This is a genomic window from Lactiplantibacillus sp. ME-2, assembly GCF_022549155.1.
GTDB classification, from domain to species: domain Bacteria; phylum Bacillota; class Bacilli; order Lactobacillales; family Lactobacillaceae; genus Lactiplantibacillus; species Lactiplantibacillus plantarum.
Window position 1 is genome coordinate 1 of record NZ_JAKZEQ010000005.1, and the last position, 20,903, is coordinate 20,903.

Consider the following 20,903-nt stretch of genomic DNA (forward strand, 5'->3'; position numbering starts at 1 on the left):
CTTAAATCTGTGTCCACCGCGTTCCAGCAATTGGCAGAAATGCCTGGAAGTCGGCGTAAGACGCGCCAACTAAGCAATTTTACGCTAACTCGAACTTTTTCCAGCGGGCCTAAGCTGGCTGCTTTTGACTTTGGAAATCAGCATGTTTCAATCATAATTAATACATAACAATCATCGACCTAATGCGTTTAGTTGTATTATTCCATTCACGAATAACATATCTGCGCAATCCGAATTGAACCCGCTTACGAGTGGCCGTATGATGGTCTTGTAAACTTTAAGGGAGATGAATGAAATGGCAGAACAACCATGGGATTTGCGTCGCGTGCTTGATGAGATCAAGGATGATCCAAAGAACTATCATGAAACTGACGTCGAAGTTGATCCAAATGCGGAACTTTCTGGTGTTTATCGGTATATCGGTGCTGGTGGGACCGTTCAACGGCCAACGCAAGAGGGTCCAGCAATGATGTTTAACAACGTTAAGGGGTTTCCTGATACGCGGGTCTTGACTGGATTGATGGCGAGTCGCCGGCGCGTTGGTAAGATGTTCCACCACGATTATCAGACGTTAGGGCAATACTTGAACGAAGCAGTCTCTAATCCAGTGGCGCCAGAAACGGTTGCTGAAGCGGATGCGCCAGCTCACGATGTCGTTTATAAAGCGACGGATGAAGGCTTTGATATTCGTAAGTTAGTGGCAGCACCAACGAATACGCCCCAAGATGCTGGACCATATATTACGGTCGGTGTGGTGTTTGGCTCAAGCATGGACAAGTCTAAGAGTGATGTGACGATTCACCGAATGGTCCTTGAAGATAAGGATAAGTTAGGGATTTATATCATGCCTGGCGGTCGGCACATTGGTGCGTTTGCGGAAGAGTATGAGAAAGCTAACAAGCCAATGCCAATTACAATTAATATTGGTTTGGATCCAGCCATTACGATTGGTGCAACTTTCGAACCACCGACCACGCCATTCGGTTATAACGAATTAGGTGTTGCTGGTGCGATTCGGAACCAAGCTGTTCAATTAGTTGACGGGGTGACCGTCGATGAAAAGGCGATTGCGCGTTCTGAATATACGCTTGAGGGGTACATTATGCCTAACGAACGTATTCAGGAAGATATCAATACGCATACGGGCAAGGCGATGCCTGAATTCCCGGGTTATGATGGTGACGCCAACCCAGCTTTACAAGTGATTAAGGTGACGGCGGTGACTCATCGGAAGAATGCCATCATGCAAAGCGTGATTGGACCATCCGAAGAACATGTCAGCATGGCGGGAATTCCAACTGAAGCTAGTATCTTACAATTGGGTAACCGTGCCATTCCTGGTAAAGTGACGAATGTTTATAATCCGCCGGCTGGTGGTGGTAAGTTGATGACCATCATGCAGATTCACAAGGATAATGAAGCGGATGAAGGAATTCAACGGCAAGCTGCCTTGCTTGCGTTCTCAGCCTTTAAGGAATTGAAGACTGTTATCCTGGTTGATGAAGATGTTGATATTTTTGATATGAATGATGTGATTTGGACGATGAATACCCGTTTCCAAGCCGATCAGGACTTGATGGTCTTATCAGGCATGCGGAATCATCCGTTGGACCCATCGGAACGCCCACAATATGATCCAAAGTCGATTCGTTTCCGTGGGATGAGTTCTAAACTAGTGATTGATGGCACCGTACCATTCGATATGAAGGACCAATTTGAACGGGCCCAATTCATGAAAGTGGCTGACTGGGAGAAGTATTTGAAGTAACGTCATCCATTGCACTTGATGAGCGTATTTTTATCGCATTGAACCAAAATTTAATCTTACAAAGAGCCGCCAGACCAACGGAAGTGTGCTGGTCGGGGGGCTTTTTGCTGTCAAAATTGAAGGGAGCATGTAGCTCGTGAACAAGAAAACGATTGGCTTTTTCAGCGGAATCGCCGTATTTGCCATTATTTACTTCTTGCCGATTGCCGGCTTGTCAGCTAAGGGTCAGATGGACTTGGCACTTAGTTTGATGACGGTCGTCTGGTGGGCCACCCAAATCGCGCAACCCGCGTTCGTTGGTGGGATTTACTTAATGTTGCTCATTATTATGAACGTGGCGACACCGTCACAGGTCTTCTCGTCGGCGTGGACTGGTTCAATTATGTGGCTCGTAATTGGGGCGTACTTGATTGCGGGAGCGGTTAATGAATCTGGTTTGGGTCAACGCATCGCGTACGCATTCATTATCAAGTTTGTGCGGAGTTGGAAAGGGATTGTGATTTCGATTTTTGCCCTGACCTTTATCCTCGCACTCCTGATTCCCCATCCATGGCCTCGGGCGTTCATGATTATGTCCGTCATTACGGTGGTCGCGGAAACGGCGAAGATGCCCAAACGCGATTTGGCTAAGCTAGGCCTCGCTGTCTTTGCTGCGTCCTGTCCACTATCCGGGGTCTTTTATACTGGTGACACGTCACTAAATCCGTTGGCAGTACAGGCCTCTGGTCAAAGCGTCAACTTTGTCTCTTACTTTATCTACATGGGCGTGCCCATGATCATTGCGGCCATCTTAACCATGTTTCTGTTCTTATTCCTCTTCAAGCCTAGTCAGGAAGTCCACATCGATGTGGAAGCGTTAAAGCAACAACAAGCCCAGTTGGGTGGTATGACGGGGAAGGAAGTTCGAACAATTATTTGGCTGATCATTGCGATTGCACTCTGGTTAACGAGTGGGATCACCGGTTTGGACGTTGGTTGGTTGACGTTGATCGTTGCGCTGATGATGAGTCTCCCGGTAGTTGGCGGGATCTTGACGGCCAAATCATGGGAAGGTGTTCCCGTGAACGTGCTCGTGTTCTTGACTTCGGCAATCGCAATCGGGAATGTCGGTGGTGTGACTGGCATGAATAATTGGATTGCGAAGACCTTGATTCCAAGCAACTTGCCAACTAATATTTATTTATTAGCGATTGTGATTACTGTTTTTGCCATGATTATCCACATGTTCATGGGTTCTGTCATTGCGGTGATGGGGATTACGATTCCGGCCTTCGTAGCGGCCACGGCTCATATGGGAATTTCACCCTTGGCCGTATCGTTACTAGTCTTCTCGGTGACAAACTTGCATTATATTTTACCGTTCCACAACCTCGCTGTCTTAGTTGGAAGCGACCCCGATACTGGTGGGGGTTACACACAAAAAGACGTGATGCGGTTAGGAATCCCACTGACGGCGGTTGTCTTTGTCGTTGCGTTAGTTGAGATGTTCTGGTTCCACCTCGTTGGGTTGGCATAAGCGGATAAGTTTAAAAAATACCCTTTTCAAACGGCCGGTTGGTCGGATGAAAAGGGTATTTTTTAAACTTGTTGATTTTCCTGGGCAGTCACCGTCAAGTAGTCAATTAAGTCGGTGAGTAACTGGTTCCCCGTTCGCTGGGGATATACAAAGTTCAGTTGACTGATGAACGGGATGGCGAGTGAGCGCATGACCACGTGTTCAGTCATGAACGGAAGTACCGATTGTTTAAATAAGAAAGTCACGTTATTTTGATTGAGAATGCCCAGGAGCGTTTCAATATGCGTACTTTCAAAGAAGAATTGGGGCGTCATGCCTTGCTGAGCAAAGAGTGCGTTGATCGGTTCGTAAACACCGGAGCCCGGTGGTAACGTTGCAATTTTCTGCCGCGCTAAGTCTTGAATCCGAATGACTGGCTGGGTAGCTAGGGGGTGATCACGCGGTAAAATAATTTTGAGTTCGTCAGCGAGTAGTGGTTGTTTTTGAAATTCGGTGGGTTGCAATTGGGTCGTCTGAGTATCGCGAATGATGGCCGCTTGTAGCTCACCACTCAGTAACCGTTTGACGATTTGGTCGCCCTCATCCTCGATGATTTTGATTTCAGTATCAGGATGCTGAGTATCAAAAGTGGCGATCTTTTTGGCAATGTTATATTGACCTGAGATTGGAATGGCGCCAATGATGAGCTTGGCAAATGTCGTTGGCCGATTCGGTGCCAAATCGTGCATCATGGTCTCATAGTCTGTAATCATTTTATGCGCATGATGATAGAACGTTTCACCAGCTGGCGTGATTTGTAGACGGCGCTTGTTGTGTGTATCTAGTAGTTTAATGTTCAGTTCGTTCTCAAGGGCTCGCATTCGTTTGGACAATTCCGATTGTGATAAGTGGAGTTCTACGGCAGCGTTAGAAATGTGGCGTAAATCGTACACCATCACGAATGCTTGGAGGTCATTAATGGTCATAGCAGTCACACTTTTCTTTAGGTTAAATTCTATTCTAACACCGATGGCGGGGCCCACCTAATTAAGTAACGGTATAAATTAGTATTAATATTGTGAGGCCGCTACGGTAATCGAAATATTAGTTATTTTTTTTATTGAGAATGGGTCACTAATGAAATCATGGTGCGGGTTAACATTTGTTAGCGGTGATGATTATTCGTTACCGTTTAATTGTGGATGGGGACTCGTGTTGAGGGAGGCAGTAATGACATCTAGATATAATTATTTTGGTGATGTGGATGAAAGTTGTTGAGTGGTTGGTGATTACAAATACGCTGAATCACTAGCTTTCCTTGCTTTTGAAATTGAATCCGGCAAAATGAAATAGTTCCAGCAGTTTCATATTGATCATCATGCTGGTCATGGCTGGGCAATACTTTTTAAAAGGGGATTAGTTTAGTATGTCAAAAGCGCTTAAGATAGTGATGGGAATCACCATGTTAACAGGGGGCATCATGGCCCAGAAAATGACGGTACATGCAGCCGAATCTAACACTCGAACCGGTCAGGCAGTAAGGATGAATGGCACGGTCAGTTTAGCAAGTCAGGTCGAAAATAACCCAGCTGTTAAGGCGGCCCACTACCAGGTAACGCAAGCGGTGCAAGCATTAACCATGGCTACTACGGCAGTCAAAACGGCTATGAGTGATCTGCAAGCGGCGCAAACCACGTTAGACGCTGCCAACAAAACGTTAGCCAAGAATCAAAAGATTCAGACGCATATGGGCGTACTTAAGCAAGCAGCCACTGACCGGCACGTCAAGGCAACGAAAGCACTTGATGAACAATTGGCAACTAAAAAGACAAGCCAAACTGCGGTAACGACGGCGCAAGCGGCAGTGACTAAGTCACAAGCTGCTGTTCAAGTAGCCCAGAGCAACTTCGATAAGGATAACAGTGCGGCCAACAAAGTCACGTTACAAACTACTCAGGCAAAGCTGGAAACGGTGCAAGAGACGTTAACAGCGGCACAAGCTAACCTTGATAAGACTAATGAGCACGTGATGATGGCAGAAGAAGAATTAGCCAACGCCAAAATTGAAGTCAGTGGCACGAGCCGCGACTTCCAAATGGCACAAAGAGATTATGATATTGTTCAGCCCCAAGCAGCAGTTAATCAGGCGAAAGCAGCGGTGACAGCTAAGTTGCAGCGCGTTGCGGGTACTCAAGATCAGGTCGTTACTGCACAGCGGGAATTGTCCCAAGCTCAAGCTGGATTAACGACCGTGCGCGCCCGGACCTTGGCAACCTTAACAGCAGCGGCCGAAAAGCCAATGACTGAAAAACCTGTGGGCGAACGACCAGTCGTTAGTCATTCAACTGGCACGTCAACCAGCACTAATCAGTCGGCGGCACCACAAGCGACCCCGGCCAAGCCCACTCTTAATCAGTCAAGTTCAGCTTCCGTCCCAACAGCGCAGCGGGTTGTTACGACGCAGCCACGACAAGCCACAACGGTATTGCGGACGACGACGAGTCCGGCAATGGCTAAGCCAGTGACTCAGCAGACGGTGCCAACGACCGCAACTAAAACGGCCACGTTACCACAGACTGGTGAACAAACCAATCGAGTTTTGACCGTATTGGGCTTCGTATTATTGGCCGCAACTAGCTTATTTGGTTTTAGCAAGCAACAACGGCGCCATAAAACAACTGATTAATTAACAAGTGTGTGGGCACAATTCGATTTCTCAATGATTATTTCGAAGTGCAAGACTAGTCCAATCGGTTACTTTAGTCTGAGCGACTAAATTGACGGCGGAATTAATGGCGATTTAAAAAAGTTCTTTCGGAGTTTTAGTTGTTCCTGAAAGAACCTTTTTGCTGGGAATGATTGGTATCGTTTAGTTAATAATAATATGCTAAGAACGCCAGTTTTTCGGCCGGAAATACTTGCTTGAAAGTAGCTGCTGGACTACTATAAACATGGTTTCAAAGAGCCCAAGAATTTTACTAAATAAGGAGTTGAGTTTGTGATGATGATGACGGGAATGATGGTTCTATTTGTATTGTTAGTTGGTTTAGTTTTAAGTGGGATTTTCTTCCGATATATGGATACAACTGCCGGTATCTCATTCAGCTCACTGAAGTTCGCTGATTTGCGGATGGAATTGTTAAACTTGGTACTCGTTATTGGACTATTGCTGTGGGCACTGGTTTTAATTCGTTAAAGCGACAATTAAACTTATCAACTTAGCTATTATTGCGAGTCCGGTTAACGCCGGACTTTTATTTTGGCTTGTGATTGACGAATTATGTTAGTGCGGCCGCCAAAATACTTGCGCTTCAACGTGGAACACCGCTATTATGGATAAGTGATTATTATCTAGAAGGGAATGAATAACTATGACGCAGTCGCCATATTGGCAACGGATCGCGGCCAAAGCTCAGGCCGCCCAGCGACCGTTTTTTAGTTTAGCACCGATGGAAGCCGTGACCGGCTCCGTTTTTCGCCGGGTCGTGATGCGCGCTGCGGCCCCCGATGTCTTTTATACTGAATTTACGAATGCGTTAAGCATTACCCACCCGAAGGCTAAGTTTACAACGCGGGGACGACTATATGTTGATGAGGCCGAGTCGCCCCGACCAATCGTTCAACTTTGGGGCAATAGTGGTGAGGACTTTACGAAAGCGGCCCATGAAGTGAAGAATCAAGGTTATCAAGCCATTGATCTTAATATGGGCTGCCCAGATATGGCGGTCATTAAAAATCATAGTGGTAGTGATTTAATCCGACATTTTGATCGTGCCAAAGAAGTGATTGAGGGCGCACGTCAAGCAGAGCTTCCCGTTAGTGTTAAGACGCGGTTGGGCTTTGACGATGTGCATGAGTACGAGACTTGGATTCCATTTTTGTTGCAACAGCAGGTTCCCGTGTTAACGGTTCACGTGCGTACGAAGATGGAGATGAGCAAGGTACCAGCGCATTATGAGTTAATTGATAATTTAGTTCAAATGCGTGATACTTTGGCACCAGCGACGCTATTACAAATTAACGGGGATATCCTGGATTATCAGGCTGGTCTGAAGCTTGCCAAAGCCCATCCAGGAGTCGATGGTATCATGATTGGCCGCGGTATTTTTCAGAACCCATACGCTTTTGAACCGATTCCCCAGCCTCATTCAACGCGTGACATGCTAGAATTGTTACGGTATCAAGTAGATCTGTATGATCAATTTATTGGCTTAGGTCTACAAGGGCATTTCGCACCGCTTCAACGCTTCTTTAAGATTTATGTTCGCGGTATGCGTCATGCGGCCGAATTGCGCAATGAATTAATGCAGACGAAGACAACGGATGATGTCCGTGCGATTATTGATCGCTTAGAGGCTAAGCTACCAGCGGATTAGGTCGCGTTATTTTAACTAAAACGGCTATATTTTTGCCATTTAGCTGTGCTTGATTAAAATGGTTTTAATGTCGAACGTACCGCATCTAAAGTCAACTGCAAATTAAATGCTAGCCTGTAAGTGGACCATAAAATAAGCTAGGTCCTTCAAGAAGTTAATTTCTTGGAGGACCTAGCTTATTTTGTGGTCTAAATTATTGTAAACCGGTCATCGAGTAAGGTAACTTGTTCAGGTGATAAGCCAACGATTTGAAGCTCACGTTGTTTAGTCACAAAAATGGCGCCGTAAATATCGGGTCGCTGAGTTGCCCAATCGGGAATCGGTTGGCCCGCAAAGAAGAGCCGCGTTGTTTCGATTTCACCATCAATGGAAGCTTTCGAGAAAACGGTGACACTTTCAAGGTCGTTTTGTCGGGGATAACCCGTTTGCGAATCTAAGATGTGGTGGTAGGACTGGCCGTTAAATTCAAGGTGCCGCTCGTAAATACCGCTGGTCACGGCCGAGCAGGGGCCAATCGTAACGCTGGCAATCGCGTTACCGCGGTCAGTGGTGGGATCTTGGATACCAACGCGCCATTGCCCATCCGGATGAAGTGGGGACGTCCCCACCATTAACAGATTACCACCTAGGTTGATCATTCCGGCCCGCTGTCCAAATGCTTCCCAGTAATCTTGAATGCGGTCGGCAATGTAGCCCTTGGCAATTGCGCCTAGATCCAGCTCCATTCCCGTGACCTTGAGAAGCACACTGAAATCAGCGTCATTACAAATGACGGCTTCGGGGTCGATCAAGGCCAATCGTTCGTTAATTGCAGACTGTTCAGGGACGTGCGCGTTAGTAAAACCAATGTGCCAGAGTTTCACGAGCGGACCAATCAACGCATTGAAACCAAAATGTTGTCGACTGAGTTCGACAGCTTGCCGAACGAGTGTATAGGTGGCGGCGCTCACTTGAACGGGGTGTTGGCCCGCCGCCTGGTTGATTGCCATGACCTCAGAAACAGTCCGGTTGACAGTCAAGCGGTCTTCATATTGGTCGATAAGATCGCAAGCAACTTGTAGGTACTGGTCACTATCACTACCAAAAAGGGTCAAATCAATGTCGGTACCGAGCGCGTGATGAGCTTGGTGTCGACGCTGCTGAGCGAGTGCAGGAATTGCTGTCTCGCCATTATAAGCTAAAGTTGTCATAAAACCAGTCCTATCTTTCATAAATGTCAACAAGTTCAGCAAACTGAACATTTATTCCCGCTCAGTTAGAAGTAGGCACAATTAAATCAGTTTCCCTGCACAGTGATCTAATTCGTGTTGAATAATTTGTGCTGTGAAGTCGTTGAATCGTTGTTGTTGCGGTTTAAAGTGTTGATCTTTATATTTCACCGTGATTTGGTGATAGCGGCTAGTCGGACGTTCACCAGGTAAGGACAGGCAGCCTTCCTTAGTCTCGTAAGTGCCGTGATGATCAATGATCTTTGGATTGATCATTGCAATTGCAAAGGGACCGAGTTGCACGACAATAATTTGTTTGTTGACCCCAATCATATTCGCGGCCATTCCAACGCAATTATCGGTGTGTGCGGCGAGGGTATCCAGTAAATCAGTCAAGACTTGAGTGTCTGCAGGGGTTGCTAAGTCAGCAGGGACACTAAGCGCGGCGGGATCATGCACAATTGGTCGAATCATTTGATGTTCCTCCATTGATTAGTCACATTAATTTAATTATAGAGAGCACGGTTGACAGAAGCAAGCCGTTCGCTAGTTGTCAGGCCCTAAAAAACACACCACACTCACACAAGTCAACGTGCAAATGTGGTGTGGCCTTCAATTAGTACGACAATTTAAATGTTGGCGTTAAGGTGCCCGCCTTTAAGGCGTCATTAGTTGTGGTGGGAACCTGGTTGTGTTCAGGCTGCCAATTTGGATCTTTAATCAGTGCGATATTAGTCCCTTGATAATTCATGGTCATTTGATTAGCGTCGTTGAGGGTCAGTTTTGCAACATTGTGATCGATTGTGAACGTGGCACGTGTATCACTTAACGTTAACGTTGCGCGACTACGAATGGGCGTATGTCCGCGTCGGAACCAAGCAACTTGATGATTGGTACTGAGGTACAGACTCATTGCTGGTCTAGCGCTGACCCAGCGACCTAAGAAATCCCGAGTCGTGACTGAGCGAACGGCGCTGACTTTTGATGTTGCTGGTTGAACGGTGGGCGTTTGTGTGTCAGTGGCAGAATGGCATCCTGTCAGTAGCCCTGTCAACAACAAGCCGACGATTATTCCCCTGCTTTTTTGCATAATTATTCTCTCCTCCAATGTCCACATCCCTCAATGAGGACTTAATTTCATTATAGCGAATCCGCCGCATGAGTTAAACAAAATAGTCATAAGTTAATCAGTTTACAACAACTTGGTTGTGTTCAGCTTAATTTTTAACGAATTAAAATTCGGTTTATGGCGTGTGAAAAATATTGAAAGCAAGCCGTATCAAGGTTGGTTCGGTAGTTAACGAGATTGATTAAATATTCTGATATTAGATAAAAAACAGTATAAAAAATATTTTTTGAATATTCCAAAGACGCACTAACCGGACGATTAAAGCGATTTGGTGTACACAACTGAAGGTGACAGTTAATTTTGGCAATGGGCAAGTTAATGGAAATGAGCTACTATATATAGTATTGATTCAAACAGAACGCACTATCAATTGTATTCAATCAATGACTTTGAAAAGTGGGGAATTAAGATGCTAACAACGACAACTAACGATATATTAGACCAATTACGGCCACTGACCGTCACAAAGCGGGGTGGCGCACAAACGCAATTTCATCCGTATAAAATTGACTTTGTCTTACGACGGTTGTTAGCGACTGATGACGAGGTACGGGTCGTCAAGCAGGCCCTTGTTGCCCAGTATCAAGATGCTGACAACATTGATACTCGGGAGCTACGTAGTACCATGATGCAGATTTTGAATGCGCAAGGCCTGACCGCGGCAGCTAAGGCATATCAGGATTACTTTGAAGCTGAACAGCAGCGGTTTGCGGCAGCAACTAATGTTCAAGGACGGATTGAAAAGTTGTTTGAGCGCGATGCCAGCGTTGTGCATGAAAATGCAAATAAGGATAGTACGATTTTTAACACGCAACGCGACTTAGAAGCCGGTGCTGCAAGTCGCGCCATGGGCTTGAAGATGCTACCAGATGTCGTGGCTAAGGCGCATCTGCGTGGCGATATCCATTGGCATGATCTCGATTATTCACCAGTCACGCCTGAAACGAACTGTTGCTTGATTGATTTTGACGGCATGTTCAAAAATGGGTATAAGATTGGGAACGCCGAAGTTGCCTCACCCCGGTCGATTCAAACGGCCACAGCGCAAATGGCGCAGATCATTGCCAACGTGGCTTCATTACAGTATGGTGGCTGTTCCGCTAACCGGGTCGACCAATTATTGGCTCCCTATGCGGCAATCAACTATCAAAAACATATGACTGATGCGAAAAAGTGGGTCCCTGCTGATCAGCGGGAAGCTTATGCGAAAGCCAAAACTAAAAAAGATATCTATGACGCGATGCAAGCCCTTGAGTATGAAATCAATACGTTATATTCGTCACAGGGCCAGACGCCGTTTACCACGGTCAATTTTGGTTTAGGAACTAGTTGGATTGAACGAGAAATTCAAAAGGCGATTCTCCAGATTCGAATCAAGGGACTCGGTAAGGAGCACCGAACTGCGATTTTTCCTAAATTGATCTTCACGATGAAGCGGGGGTTAAATTTAAGTCCGAATGATCCCAATTATGATATTAAAATGCTCGCGATTGAGTGTTCGACCAAGCGGATGTATCCCGACCTTTTAATGTATGACAAGATCAAGGAATTAACGGGGAGTTTTAAGACGCCGATGGGGTGCCGGTCCTTCTTACAAGGTTGGCGTGATGAAAATGGTGTCGAGGTAAACTCGGGCCGGATGAATTTGGGCGTGGTGACAGTCAACCTGCCACGAATCGCGTTAGCCGCACATGGGGACCAACAGTTGTTCTGGGAAATCTTCGAGGAACGGATGGCGACTTGTCATGAAGCACTCGCGTACCGTATCGAACGAACGAAGGAAGCTAAGCCGGAAAATGCCCCACTCTTATACATGTATGGGGCGTTTGGTAAGCGGCTACCAGCAGGTGGTAATGTCGATGAGCTCTTCAAAAATCAGCGGGCGACTATTTCACTGGGATACATTGGAATTTATGAAGTCTGCACGACCTTCTTTGGTCCGAACTGGGAACAAGACGAGCACGCGTTAGCTTTTGCGGAGACCGTGGTGAAAGCGTTACGGGATAAGTGTGCGCAGTGGGCGGCTGAAAGTGGCTATCATTATAGTCTGTATTCAACGCCGGCTGAATCGTTGACGGATACGTTCTGTCGTGACGATATTGCGAAGTTTGGCCGGATCGCAGATATTACGGATAAGGAATATTACACGAATAGTTTTCATTATGATGTCCGTAAGCACCCGACGCCCTTCGATAAATTAACTTTGGAGGAACGTTTTCCACAATATGCGTCAGGCGGCTTTATTCATTATTGTGAATATCCTAATTTGACTCAGAATCCTAAAGCCTTGGAGGCCGTCTGGGACTGGGCCTATGATCATGTCGGCTATTTGGGAACGAATACGTCGATCGACCAGTGTTTTAAGTGTGGGTTTAAGGGTGAGTTCAAGGCCACTGCCCGTGGGTTCGTCTGTCCAGAATGTGGCAATCACGACCCTAAATACTGTGATGTTGTTAAGCGGACGTGTGGGTATCTAGGTAACCCACAACAACGACCAATGGTACATGGTCGCCACGTTGAAATCGCGTCCCGTGCTAAAAATATGTCTCCGGAGATGATTAAGAATGCCGCGCGCTACGAAAGGACCAAACAATCCGATGCCCAAAGAATGGCTGGCAGAGGACTTAAGTGAACAATATGTTGCTGATTATAAGGCATTTAACTTTGTTGATGGGGAAGGAATCCGCTGTAGCTTGTACTTGAGCGGCTGCCCATTCCACTGTCCAGGCTGTTATAATGTGGCGGCACAAAATTTTCGTTATGGACAACCGTATTCACAAGAATTGGAAGATCAGATTATTGAAGACCTTGGGCAAGATTATGTGCAAGGGTTGACGTTGCTAGGTGGTGAACCGTTTCTAAATACTCAAGTCGGCATTCGGATTTGTGAACGCATTCGCTCCGAATTTGGACACACGAAGGATATTTGGTCGTGGTCAGGTTATACTTGGGAAGAATTGCAACAAGACTCTGAGGATAAACTGAAGATGCTATCATTAATTGATATCTTGGTAGATGGGCGCTTTTTACAAGATAAGATGGATCTCTCGCTACAATTTCGGGGGAGTTCCAATCAACGTATTATCGACGTTCCTAAGTCGCTAACAGCTGGTAAAGTCGTCATCTGGGATAAGTTGGTTAAGTGAAATTAAGACTGGTAAAAAGAGCGTTATGACGAGGTCGTCACGACGTTCTTTTTTGTTACGGTCAATATAACGGTTACATATAACCCTTAATAATTTTTTTAATTAAAGTCTGTAACTATGTCTCGATATTTTAGTTAAAAGCGGTTATACTTTACAGGAGTTGTCAATTTATATTGACATAAAGAAATCATTAAAAGCGAGGCTTCATGAATGTATCGTTTTTTTGTTCAACCCCAAGTTGATCACAGCCATCGAGCTGTTTTTGGTTATGAATTACTGTTACGTAAAGAGATGAATGGTCACTGGGCCGTTCCGAAGTCGTTCACTGAATTATCATTAGATAAACAAGCTGAATTATTAGAACAACTTGCTAGTCAATTGCAGACGAAAGCGACTAATCAGGTGTTAGCCCTTAATTTAAACCGGCAACAAGCTGAGGACGACCTGATGTTAGGGACGATCATTTACCTAAAAAAAAGGTTGAATCCGGCCGCGCTGACGATTGAGTTGACAGAATGTCCTTCATTAAACGAGATTCAAAAATATAGTCTCTTTTTCCACCAACATGATATTAAATTAAGCATTGATGACGTGGGGACGGGCACGAACACGTTTGAGAATATTCGCCACGCACTACCGTTTGTTGATCAAATCAAGTTTGCGATGCAAAACTTACGGATGAGTGGGCAAGCGGAGCGCATTCCTCATGAATTAGCATTTTGGCGTGATATTGCTCAGTCTTACCATCTGGAATTTATTCTGGAAGGTGTCGAAGACCAGGGTGATCAAAAGATGGCCGAACAACAAGGTATTGAATGGCACCAGGGTTACTATTATGGGAAACCGCGGTTAGTCGATGATGGTCGGCAATTGGTCAACGGCGGATGCTGAGAAAGGATCCTTACGATGACATGGTCTAATTGGCGAATTTCGCCGTTCGTAACGAGTATTTTCTTTATATTAGGTGTTCTAACACTTTACTGGGTCCTCTTTAATTGGATTACGACGTGGTTTCATGCCCGTCACATTAACATTGACGATGATACCGTCAATGCTTGGCACGGTGTGATTTACATGTTGGTCTTTGTGTTTGTCATGCAACTGTCGGTCGTCGGTAAAGCAGATAGTTGGGAGTTTGTTAACTTTCACTTGATTGCCGTCGTGTTCTGCTCGTTTTTTTTGAATATTCGAATGCCGTATTATTCATTGTTACCTGTGGTCATAGTGTACATGGTTTTCGACCAGTCGATTTTTTACTGGGAATCGTGGAGTTACGCCGTCGTGTTCGTGCTATTTTTCTGGAGCATGAATTATCTACGGCTGTGGGTACCTAAGCATCGGTATCCTTGGCTATATTACTATGGCGCGGTCGCTTTTTACGGCGGAATCTTGTGGGGCCTGATCAAGCTTAAATATTCGCTGGATTGGGACAATACTTTACAAGAATATGGCTACTTAATGATTTTTGCAGGATTATTGTACGCCTACGTTAATATGCTGACCCAAGATAGTGAGATTAAATTACGGTTGGCCCAGTTTGCGAGTCACGACGCTTTGACTGAGACTGAGAACTTTGCCGCTTACACGGAACATATCAAATATTTATTCGATGATAGTGCCAAGAACAATCTCAACTTATCGATGATGATGTTCGATATTGATCACTTTAAGCACGTTAATGACACGTACGGTCACCTTGCAGGGGACCGCGTTTTGCAAGAAGTTGCCGCCACGGTCACGACGGTCTTGGCCGCCAATGACGAGAAGGTCAAGCTGTATCGCACCGGTGGTGAAGAATTCAATGTCCTGTTTCCCGGTTATGATCTGGCTAGTACAAAAGTGATTGTCCGTCAGGTCTTTGAAGCAGTCAATCATCTCGTTGTTAAGTATGAAGACGAGGAAATCAATGTGTCGATTTCGGTTGGTGTCTCGACACTGCATCAAGCCGATGGTAGTCCGATTGATTTGTACAACCGTGTTGATCAGAACCTCTATTTTTCAAAGCGGCACGGGCGGATGCGTGTTACGGTTGAATAGTGGCTGAGATTAAAAATAAATAACGTTGACTTGTTGAGCTCCCGGAATAAAAGCCGGAAGCTCTTTTTTGCTCGCAATCGGTCTGACTGAAATTGTAGGCCTAACCGTCATTGCCTGATTGACGTATTGGGGAAACATGATGTCAAATCTACAAGATTGATTGAGTGCGACATTGGGGTTATGGTGGCCAATTTCAGCTATTTAGTAGCATCGTTCGTTAATTGAGTTTACGAATTAACGCTAACAGATGTAAACCTTAATCGAAACCGTTAATTATGCTGGCATTCTAGTTTAATTATGGTATGGTTTATGTTGTAAAGATAACAGTCAATGACTTAAACTAATTGACTTACATATTAAAGAAAACAAGTTTTTTACGTTACGTTTGTTAAGGTTATTTAAATACGAATGGTTGCCAATTTATAAAGTAAGGAAGTGAGAAGTGTGCCAGTGGTCATTAGCTCATTAATTCCCGTAGTTGCGCCGGTTAAACGCCAAGTGATCAATGTGACGACCCTTGCAAATACGGTTCACTTATATGGGTTACTAGGATTTAAGCAGCAAATTATACCGGCAACGGATCAAATTGTTGCGCCCTTTGCTGGGGTTATCACAGCCGTGGCAGCCAATCAACGGTTAATTGGCTTTCGAGCGGCCAACGGTCTGGTGGGCTGGCTACGGATTGGTCAATTAACCAGTGCTTTGGAATCGCCTACATTTAAGTTCAACGTTAAACCGGGTGACTGGGTGGTTGCTGGGCAGATGTTGGTTGAAGTGATTTCACTACTGACACAACGGCTCCAACCAGTTAAAACGACGGTGGTATTGACGATTAGACATGCGGTTGTTCGTGTTCGAGAACGGTTGCTGGCAGCAAGTAATCAAGTCGATCCGATGGGAACTGTTATCTCAGGTATTACGACCAGTATGGCTGGTAATCATCGGGTCGCAACGATCGGGCCACCCCAAGGTAATTAATTGTTTGACAATAAGCAATCGACGTCCTAGATACGGGGTGTGTCTAGACGTCACGCTTCGACGCAGCCCATTGAATGGGCAGTAGTGGCTGAGGTGTGCGTTTTAATAACGCAGTTAGGGGCAGTGCTGGACGCATGAACAGTACTGGTTCACAAGGTCGCCGTACTAGGAGGTACGGCGTCGCTGATGTTATAAGGTATTAAGATTAAGTAGTTGTGGGTAGCAGTAATTGGTCAGCGATTAAGTTTTGGCAGACTTATAAGCACAACTGCTATCACGGGTACGATTAATTGGGTGCTAACGTAAGTATGGTTACCTAGTTAATTAAGTTTCGTCGGTCAAAGGTTAGGCCGGTATTACCGAGATGGTTGTGGGGGTATAACTACTTCGGCGATCGTTTGATGTCGTGTTATGTTCAAGATAGGTCAATTATTTGGTTTAAGAACGGATCACTTGCTTTTACTTGGCAGTCCAGTTTATCATGACGGTAAATTGTGAAGGAGTGATTCGGCATGAATTCAGCGACATTTAATCAAACTGAATTAGCAAAATATAATGGTCAGGATGGTCAACCCGCATACGTGGCGGTTGATGGTGTCGTTTATGATGTAACGGGGGTTGCAGCATGGGCTGGCGGTAAGCATCATGGTAATCTTGCGGGGCAAGAATTAACTGCAGTCATCGACACCAAATCACCACATGGACGTAAAGTGTTAACGGGACTGACCGTCGTTGGTCAATACGTGACTAATTAAATTATTGAAGACTGGTTGATTGTGACCAGTCTTTTTTTGTGTGGATAGGCGGCTGTTGTGATTGCTTAAACGAGCTTTCACACCAAAATTTTTCGTACTGCGAGGCAAGTATTGACCAATTTTAGGCGGCTGTTTGTGGGTTTGAGACATTGTGTAAAATAAGTGCGTGATGATAATCGATATTCCAAGTAAACGAATAGATAACAAAAATACTAACTTATGATTAGTTAAGACCTGTAATGGTTGCTGGCACGTCTATTGACAGTCATCCACTGTTTATATAACAATACAAGATAAATTATATAAAGAGTTGAATGTTGTATGAAAAAGCGTGAAAATAGAATTGAATTAAAGGAAAGTTAATAAACTATATTTTAGGTGGGTAAATGATGGAGCGAAAACGGACGAATTTTAAAATGTACAAAATTGGCCGTCGCTGGGCGTTTGCATGTGCCGTTATCTTGACGATGGGCACAACAACGCTGGTGGCTCGGGCTGATGATGGAACGACTGCAACGGGGACTGATACGGCATCAACCAGTTCAAGCACAACCAAATCAGTCACGGCTAAGACACAAACTTTGAAGACTGCGGCCACAACTGAAGCGGATGTGACTAACCAAAATCAGCCGGTTTTAGATACCGATGGTTCGAATTCAAAGACTGCTGCTGGCACAGTGGCTGGAACTAAGGCGGCAACGGATACTGATACAAACGCTACCACCAATTTGGATGAGACAACTAGTGCCAATACTGAAACTGGTTCAGATACGACAGCTGGTTCAAAGACGGCAAAAGAGACGAATGCGACAACCGGTTCAGAGTCGACAAAAGAGACGTCGACCACAACTGATTCTGCCACTGCAACGGCTGCGCGGACAACAACCAGTTCTAATAAAGGTGCGACTACTGACTCAGCTACCAGCAATGATACCGCGGCAACGGCTGCTAAAACTACCGATGCTAGTGCTAAGATTGCCGGTACGACGACTAGTGATAGTGTAGCCCAGCAAACGACGACAACTAAAGACCAGTCGACGACAACTGCAACGCCCCAGACCGTCGCGGTGGCGCTTAGTCAAGCTGTGACCCATGCAAACGATGCCGTTGCCGATGGTGGTAATGTGACGGACGATTATCCGGATCTACATAACATGCTCGGGGTTTCGTCCCAATTCCATATTTTTGCACGGGAAGCGGAACTACATGCCCATACGAATGGGAACGTTGCGGTGCAAAACTTAGTGGGCAACGTTAACTTTGGTACGAACATTATTGAAGAATTATTAGATAAAGATATTTCGTATATTCAAAATATCAGTAATATTGCTGGGAGTTCGTTTGTTTCGGCTGGTGAGACGCGGAGCAATAAAGTTATCTTTGGCGAAAATATTGAGATTGATGTTTCGAATCCTAATCGGCCGATGGTCAACGGGGTCTATATCGACCATTTACTTGCCTCTGAAGTTTATCAAGACAAAGATGGTAACGTCTATATTGATTTTGACAAAGAGTTTGCTAAGTTGGAAAAATTGAGCGCTAGTCTTAGCGAAGCGTCCGCGAACGCCACCTATACGAGTGACAGTTTTGAAGATATGAATCAGCGGGTCATCGATGTGACGGATATGCAACCTGATGCGGATGGACACATTGTGATCAATCTGTCAGCGGATGTTTTAAACACGAGTACGCCGCTGACAATCAAGGGACTATCGGCAGATGCGGATGGTAATACGGTCATTATTAATGTTGATACGGCAGGTGCGACCAACTATCAAGTTAACTCGCAGATCAAAATCATTTATGATGACGGTACGGAGCGGAATAATAAAGAAACTGAAGACTTTGGTGATAACCATTTGCTTTGGAACTTCTATGATTCAACCGCGAGTGACAAGTTAGCAACTGGTGTCATTAGTGTCGACCGGCCATTTCAAGGCAGTATTTTAGCCCCAGCGGCGGAAATTGATGCAAATCAAAATATTGATGGCAACATCATTGCTAATAAAGTCAACGTGAAGGCGGAGACCCATCGTTGGGATTTACAGGATAATGTTGATAATGAAAATGATCCAGAACCAGTTCCGGACTATGAGAAACCGGTACATCCAAGTATTGATGCCGAATTACCAGATGGTGGCGAGGGCGAAGAGCCAGAATACGACAAACCGGTACATCCAAGTATCGATATTGAAATGCCAGATGATGGCGAAGAAGAAGAACCAGAATACGACAAACTGGTACATCCAAGTATTGATATCGAAATGCCAGATAATGGCGAAGAAGAAGAAGAGTACGACAAACCAGTTCATCCAAGCATCGATGTTGAAATGCCTGACTTTGACGAGATTTAGGACGAAGAAGAAGCTGAAGACGCAGAAGAAGAATTTGAAGACGATATTGAGGATGAAATCGAAGCTGGTGTGACGCCAGACGAAGTTGTCGACCAAATCGAAGAAGAAGTCGACAATGAAATTACAGCTGACTGGGTCACGGACGAAACTGCGACTGAATTGGAAACGGCGTTTGAGGAAGTTCAAAAAGAAGCAGTGGTTGGCGATCAGATTAAGGATGAGGAAACACTGATCAACTTGATTGACCGGGCAATCGCACAAGCTAAAGCGCATCATAATACGGCGTTAGTAGCGCAATTACAAGCTCTACGAACTAAGGTGGCTAGCGCGTTGGCAGTGGCTAAGGGGCAAGCATTACCACAGACTGATGAAGCGCCAAGTCAGATGATTAGTTTAGCGGGAATCGCATTAGCAAGTACATTAGTATTAGGTGCTGCAGCGGTTAGCCGGCGGAAGCGTCAGTATTAAGCTTAAAATTGTATTTTGAAGCAACTGTTGATTCGGCAAGTTTAATCTTGCGAATCAACAGTTTTTTTGCATAAAAAAGTCACTAAACCAAATTGGTCTAGTGACGCTCAATTCTCTCTACTCCATGACCGACCTAATCTCTTGACCCCAAATGCGCCACTAGTGAAACGTGGTATAAATGCTAACCCCCATTAGCATTTATGATATTTATTATAAATAATTCAGCACATTAGTCAACTTTTATTCGAATATATTTTTAATTTATGTTGAAACCTATTCACAGATAAATTTAATTGACCGACTGAATTGGTCTAAAGTAAGTAACCATAATAAAAAGCTGGATGGTCCGGATGACCATTCAGCTAAGTAATGTTGGTAAGGTTTAATTACGAATTAATTCATTGAAGTTAAATTCGTTCGGAATAAAGTGGGATTCAGTGTATTCAACCTGGCGTCCTTCATCGTTAAATGCGATGCTAATCATATTACCGACGCAATTATTATCACCGAGCGCTAGCTGAGCTTTGTCGAGTTCGTTGGCGGATTCGACTCGTAGCATTCTTTTAACGACAGCAATTTTCAGACCATTTTTTTTGAAGTGTTGATAAATTGAGTGTTGGGCAATGGTCTTAGTCAGAGTGGGAGTGCGCTGGGCGTTAAAATAGTTAATGTCCAGCACTGCCCGAATACCGTCTACGATCCGAACCCGTTGAATAGCATACACTGGAATACCCACTTCAAAAGCGGTATGTGTGCTAAGCGGCTGGTCAACGATTCGTTGCTGAAAGGCCACGACCTCGGTCTGATAATCGAGGTGGCGCTCCGCGTTGAGGCTCTGCAGACCGTTGAGATTATTTAAAGCCAGATTGAATTGCTGGGTTTGTGGCGTGTGCTCCAATAAGACCACCCCGCGCCCCTTAACGCTGTAAACTAGGCCGTCTTTGGCTAGTTGTGCGATTGCCTTACGAACAGCATAGCGACTGCTATCAAATTCTGTAATTAATTCGTCTTCAATGGGTAATCGCATCTTAACGCTGTAGTGTCCCGTGAGAATGCGGTCCTTTAAAACGTGATAGATGTCGCTGAATGTTTGTTTCCCCATTTTAATACCCCCGCTCATCATATAATTAATTTAATTATAGCAAATAATAGTCATTAGCGAGTAAACAAGCGAATAAATATCGATATT

16 protein-coding genes and 1 pseudogene are annotated in these 20,903 nt (G+C 45.0%); 12 read left to right on the forward strand and 5 right to left on the reverse strand.

Going from position 1 to position 20,903, the window contains the following annotated elements:
• Nucleotides 1-295: 295 nt before the first annotated feature.
• Together MMY95_RS02685 and MMY95_RS02690 are read left to right on the forward strand one after the other, a co-directional pair.
• A complete protein-coding gene (locus tag MMY95_RS02685; RefSeq protein ID WP_241277487.1) occupies nt 296-1,768 on the forward strand; it encodes a UbiD family decarboxylase in 1,473 nt (490 codons plus the stop codon).
• Between the two features lie 136 nt (nt 1,769-1,904).
• Nucleotides 1,905-3,284, forward strand: coding sequence for an SLC13 family permease (locus MMY95_RS02690; RefSeq protein WP_003642213.1), 1,380 nt, complete (start codon nt 1,905-1,907; stop codon nt 3,282-3,284).
• Nucleotides 3,285-3,346: 62 nt separating this feature from the next.
• Here MMY95_RS02690 and MMY95_RS02695 read toward each other — a convergent pair whose 3' ends face one another.
• A complete protein-coding gene (locus MMY95_RS02695) occupies nt 3,347-4,249 on the reverse strand; it encodes a LysR family transcriptional regulator (protein ID WP_003642212.1) in 903 nt (300 codons plus the stop codon).
• Nucleotides 4,250-4,689: 440 nt separating this feature from the next.
• Between MMY95_RS02695 and MMY95_RS02700 the strand changes: the two genes are divergently transcribed.
• The 3 genes from MMY95_RS02700 (at nt 4,690) to MMY95_RS02710 (ending at nt 7,639) form a co-directional block, all read left to right on the forward strand.
• Complete coding sequence (locus tag MMY95_RS02700) at nt 4,690-5,949, forward strand: LPXTG cell wall anchor domain-containing protein (RefSeq protein ID WP_027821774.1); 1,260 nt, start codon at nt 4,690-4,692, stop codon at nt 5,947-5,949.
• Between the two features lie 315 nt (nt 5,950-6,264).
• Nucleotides 6,265-6,459 (forward strand): hypothetical protein, encoded by a 195-nt coding sequence (locus tag MMY95_RS02705; protein ID WP_003642209.1) that lies wholly within the window; start codon nt 6,265-6,267, stop codon nt 6,457-6,459.
• Nucleotides 6,460-6,634: 175 nt separating this feature from the next.
• The gene (locus tag MMY95_RS02710; protein WP_003642208.1) at nt 6,635-7,639 is read left to right on the forward strand and encodes a tRNA-dihydrouridine synthase family protein; all 1,005 of its coding nucleotides are present in this window, start codon (nt 6,635-6,637) and stop codon (nt 7,637-7,639) included.
• A gap of 188 nt (nt 7,640-7,827) precedes the next feature.
• Here the strand turns inward: MMY95_RS02710 and MMY95_RS02715 are convergent, their stop codons facing one another.
• From MMY95_RS02715 to MMY95_RS02725, 3 genes are all read right to left on the reverse strand, one after another.
• Nucleotides 7,828-8,829, reverse strand: coding sequence for an FAD:protein FMN transferase (locus MMY95_RS02715; RefSeq protein WP_024521854.1), 1,002 nt, complete (start codon nt 8,827-8,829; stop codon nt 7,828-7,830).
• An 81-nt stretch (nt 8,830-8,910) separates the two neighbouring features.
• Nucleotides 8,911-9,321: a peptide deformylase gene (locus MMY95_RS02720; protein ID WP_003644790.1), complete on the reverse strand. Its 411-nt coding sequence runs from the start codon at nt 9,319-9,321 to the stop codon at nt 8,911-8,913.
• 142 nt (nt 9,322-9,463) lie between these two features.
• A complete protein-coding gene (locus tag MMY95_RS02725) occupies nt 9,464-9,937 on the reverse strand; it encodes a lipoprotein (RefSeq protein WP_003644789.1) in 474 nt (157 codons plus the stop codon).
• Between the two features lie 448 nt (nt 9,938-10,385).
• Between MMY95_RS02725 and nrdD the strand changes: the two genes are divergently transcribed.
• The 7 genes and pseudogenes from nrdD (at nt 10,386) to MMY95_RS02760 (ending at nt 19,714) form a co-directional block, all read left to right on the forward strand.
• Nucleotides 10,386-12,608, forward strand: a complete 2,223-nt coding sequence (gene nrdD, locus MMY95_RS02730; RefSeq protein WP_053267040.1) for an anaerobic ribonucleoside-triphosphate reductase — start codon at nt 10,386-10,388, stop codon at nt 12,606-12,608.
• Complete coding sequence (gene nrdG / locus MMY95_RS02735) at nt 12,541-13,122, forward strand: anaerobic ribonucleoside-triphosphate reductase activating protein (RefSeq protein WP_241277488.1); 582 nt, start codon at nt 12,541-12,543, stop codon at nt 13,120-13,122. Before nrdD ends, nrdG begins: the two co-directional genes overlap by 68 nt.
• A 210-nt stretch (nt 13,123-13,332) precedes the next feature.
• Nucleotides 13,333-14,013 (forward strand): EAL domain-containing protein, encoded by a 681-nt coding sequence (locus MMY95_RS02740; protein WP_003644870.1) that lies wholly within the window; start codon nt 13,333-13,335, stop codon nt 14,011-14,013.
• A gap of 15 nt (nt 14,014-14,028) precedes the next feature.
• The gene (locus tag MMY95_RS02745) at nt 14,029-15,159 is read left to right on the forward strand and encodes a GGDEF domain-containing protein (protein WP_003642201.1); all 1,131 of its coding nucleotides are present in this window, start codon (nt 14,029-14,031) and stop codon (nt 15,157-15,159) included.
• A gap of 444 nt (nt 15,160-15,603) precedes the next feature.
• Nucleotides 15,604-16,137, forward strand: a complete 534-nt coding sequence (locus tag MMY95_RS02750; RefSeq protein WP_003644869.1) for a PTS glucose transporter subunit IIA — start codon at nt 15,604-15,606, stop codon at nt 16,135-16,137.
• A gap of 512 nt (nt 16,138-16,649) precedes the next feature.
• Nucleotides 16,650-16,892: a cytochrome b5 domain-containing protein gene (locus tag MMY95_RS02755; protein ID WP_003642199.1), complete on the forward strand. Its 243-nt coding sequence runs from the start codon at nt 16,650-16,652 to the stop codon at nt 16,890-16,892.
• Between the two features lie 389 nt (nt 16,893-17,281).
• Nucleotides 17,282-19,714, forward strand: a pseudogene (locus tag MMY95_RS02760) (collagen-binding domain-containing protein).
• Nucleotides 19,715-20,096: 382 nt separating this feature from the next.
• Here MMY95_RS02760 and MMY95_RS02765 read toward each other — a convergent pair.
• The gene (locus MMY95_RS02765) at nt 20,097-20,816 is read right to left on the reverse strand and encodes a UTRA domain-containing protein (protein WP_011101975.1); all 720 of its coding nucleotides are present in this window, start codon (nt 20,814-20,816) and stop codon (nt 20,097-20,099) included.
• Between the last annotated feature and the right edge of the window lie 87 nt (nt 20,817-20,903).

Excerpts from the sequence above, each read along its gene's own strand:
- MMY95_RS02685 (WP_241277487.1), top strand. The coding sequence starts at position 296 with ATGGCAGAACAACCATGGGATTTGCGTCGCGTGCTTGATGAGATCAAG.
- MMY95_RS02695 (WP_003642212.1), bottom strand. The coding sequence starts at position 4,249 with ATGACCATTAATGACCTCCAAGCATTCGTGATGGTGTACGATTTACGC.
- MMY95_RS02700 (WP_027821774.1), top strand. The coding sequence starts at position 4,690 with ATGTCAAAAGCGCTTAAGATAGTGATGGGAATCACCATGTTAACAGGG.
- MMY95_RS02705 (WP_003642209.1), top strand. The coding sequence starts at position 6,265 with ATGATGATGACGGGAATGATGGTTCTATTTGTATTGTTAGTTGGTTTA.
- MMY95_RS02710 (WP_003642208.1), top strand. The coding sequence starts at position 6,635 with ATGACGCAGTCGCCATATTGGCAACGGATCGCGGCCAAAGCTCAGGCC.
- MMY95_RS02715 (WP_024521854.1), bottom strand. The coding sequence starts at position 8,829 with ATGACAACTTTAGCTTATAATGGCGAGACAGCAATTCCTGCACTCGCT.
- MMY95_RS02720 (WP_003644790.1), bottom strand. The coding sequence starts at position 9,321 with ATGATTCGACCAATTGTGCATGATCCCGCCGCGCTTAGTGTCCCTGCT.
- MMY95_RS02725 (WP_003644789.1), bottom strand. The coding sequence starts at position 9,937 with ATGCAAAAAAGCAGGGGAATAATCGTCGGCTTGTTGTTGACAGGGCTA.
- nrdD (WP_053267040.1), top strand. The coding sequence starts at position 10,386 with ATGCTAACAACGACAACTAACGATATATTAGACCAATTACGGCCACTG.
- nrdG (WP_241277488.1), top strand. The coding sequence starts at position 12,541 with ATGCCGCGCGCTACGAAAGGACCAAACAATCCGATGCCCAAAGAATGG.
- MMY95_RS02740 (WP_003644870.1), top strand. The coding sequence starts at position 13,333 with ATGTATCGTTTTTTTGTTCAACCCCAAGTTGATCACAGCCATCGAGCT.
- MMY95_RS02745 (WP_003642201.1), top strand. The coding sequence starts at position 14,029 with ATGACATGGTCTAATTGGCGAATTTCGCCGTTCGTAACGAGTATTTTC.
- MMY95_RS02755 (WP_003642199.1), top strand. The coding sequence starts at position 16,650 with ATGAATTCAGCGACATTTAATCAAACTGAATTAGCAAAATATAATGGT.
- MMY95_RS02765 (WP_011101975.1), bottom strand. The coding sequence starts at position 20,816 with ATGGGGAAACAAACATTCAGCGACATCTATCACGTTTTAAAGGACCGC.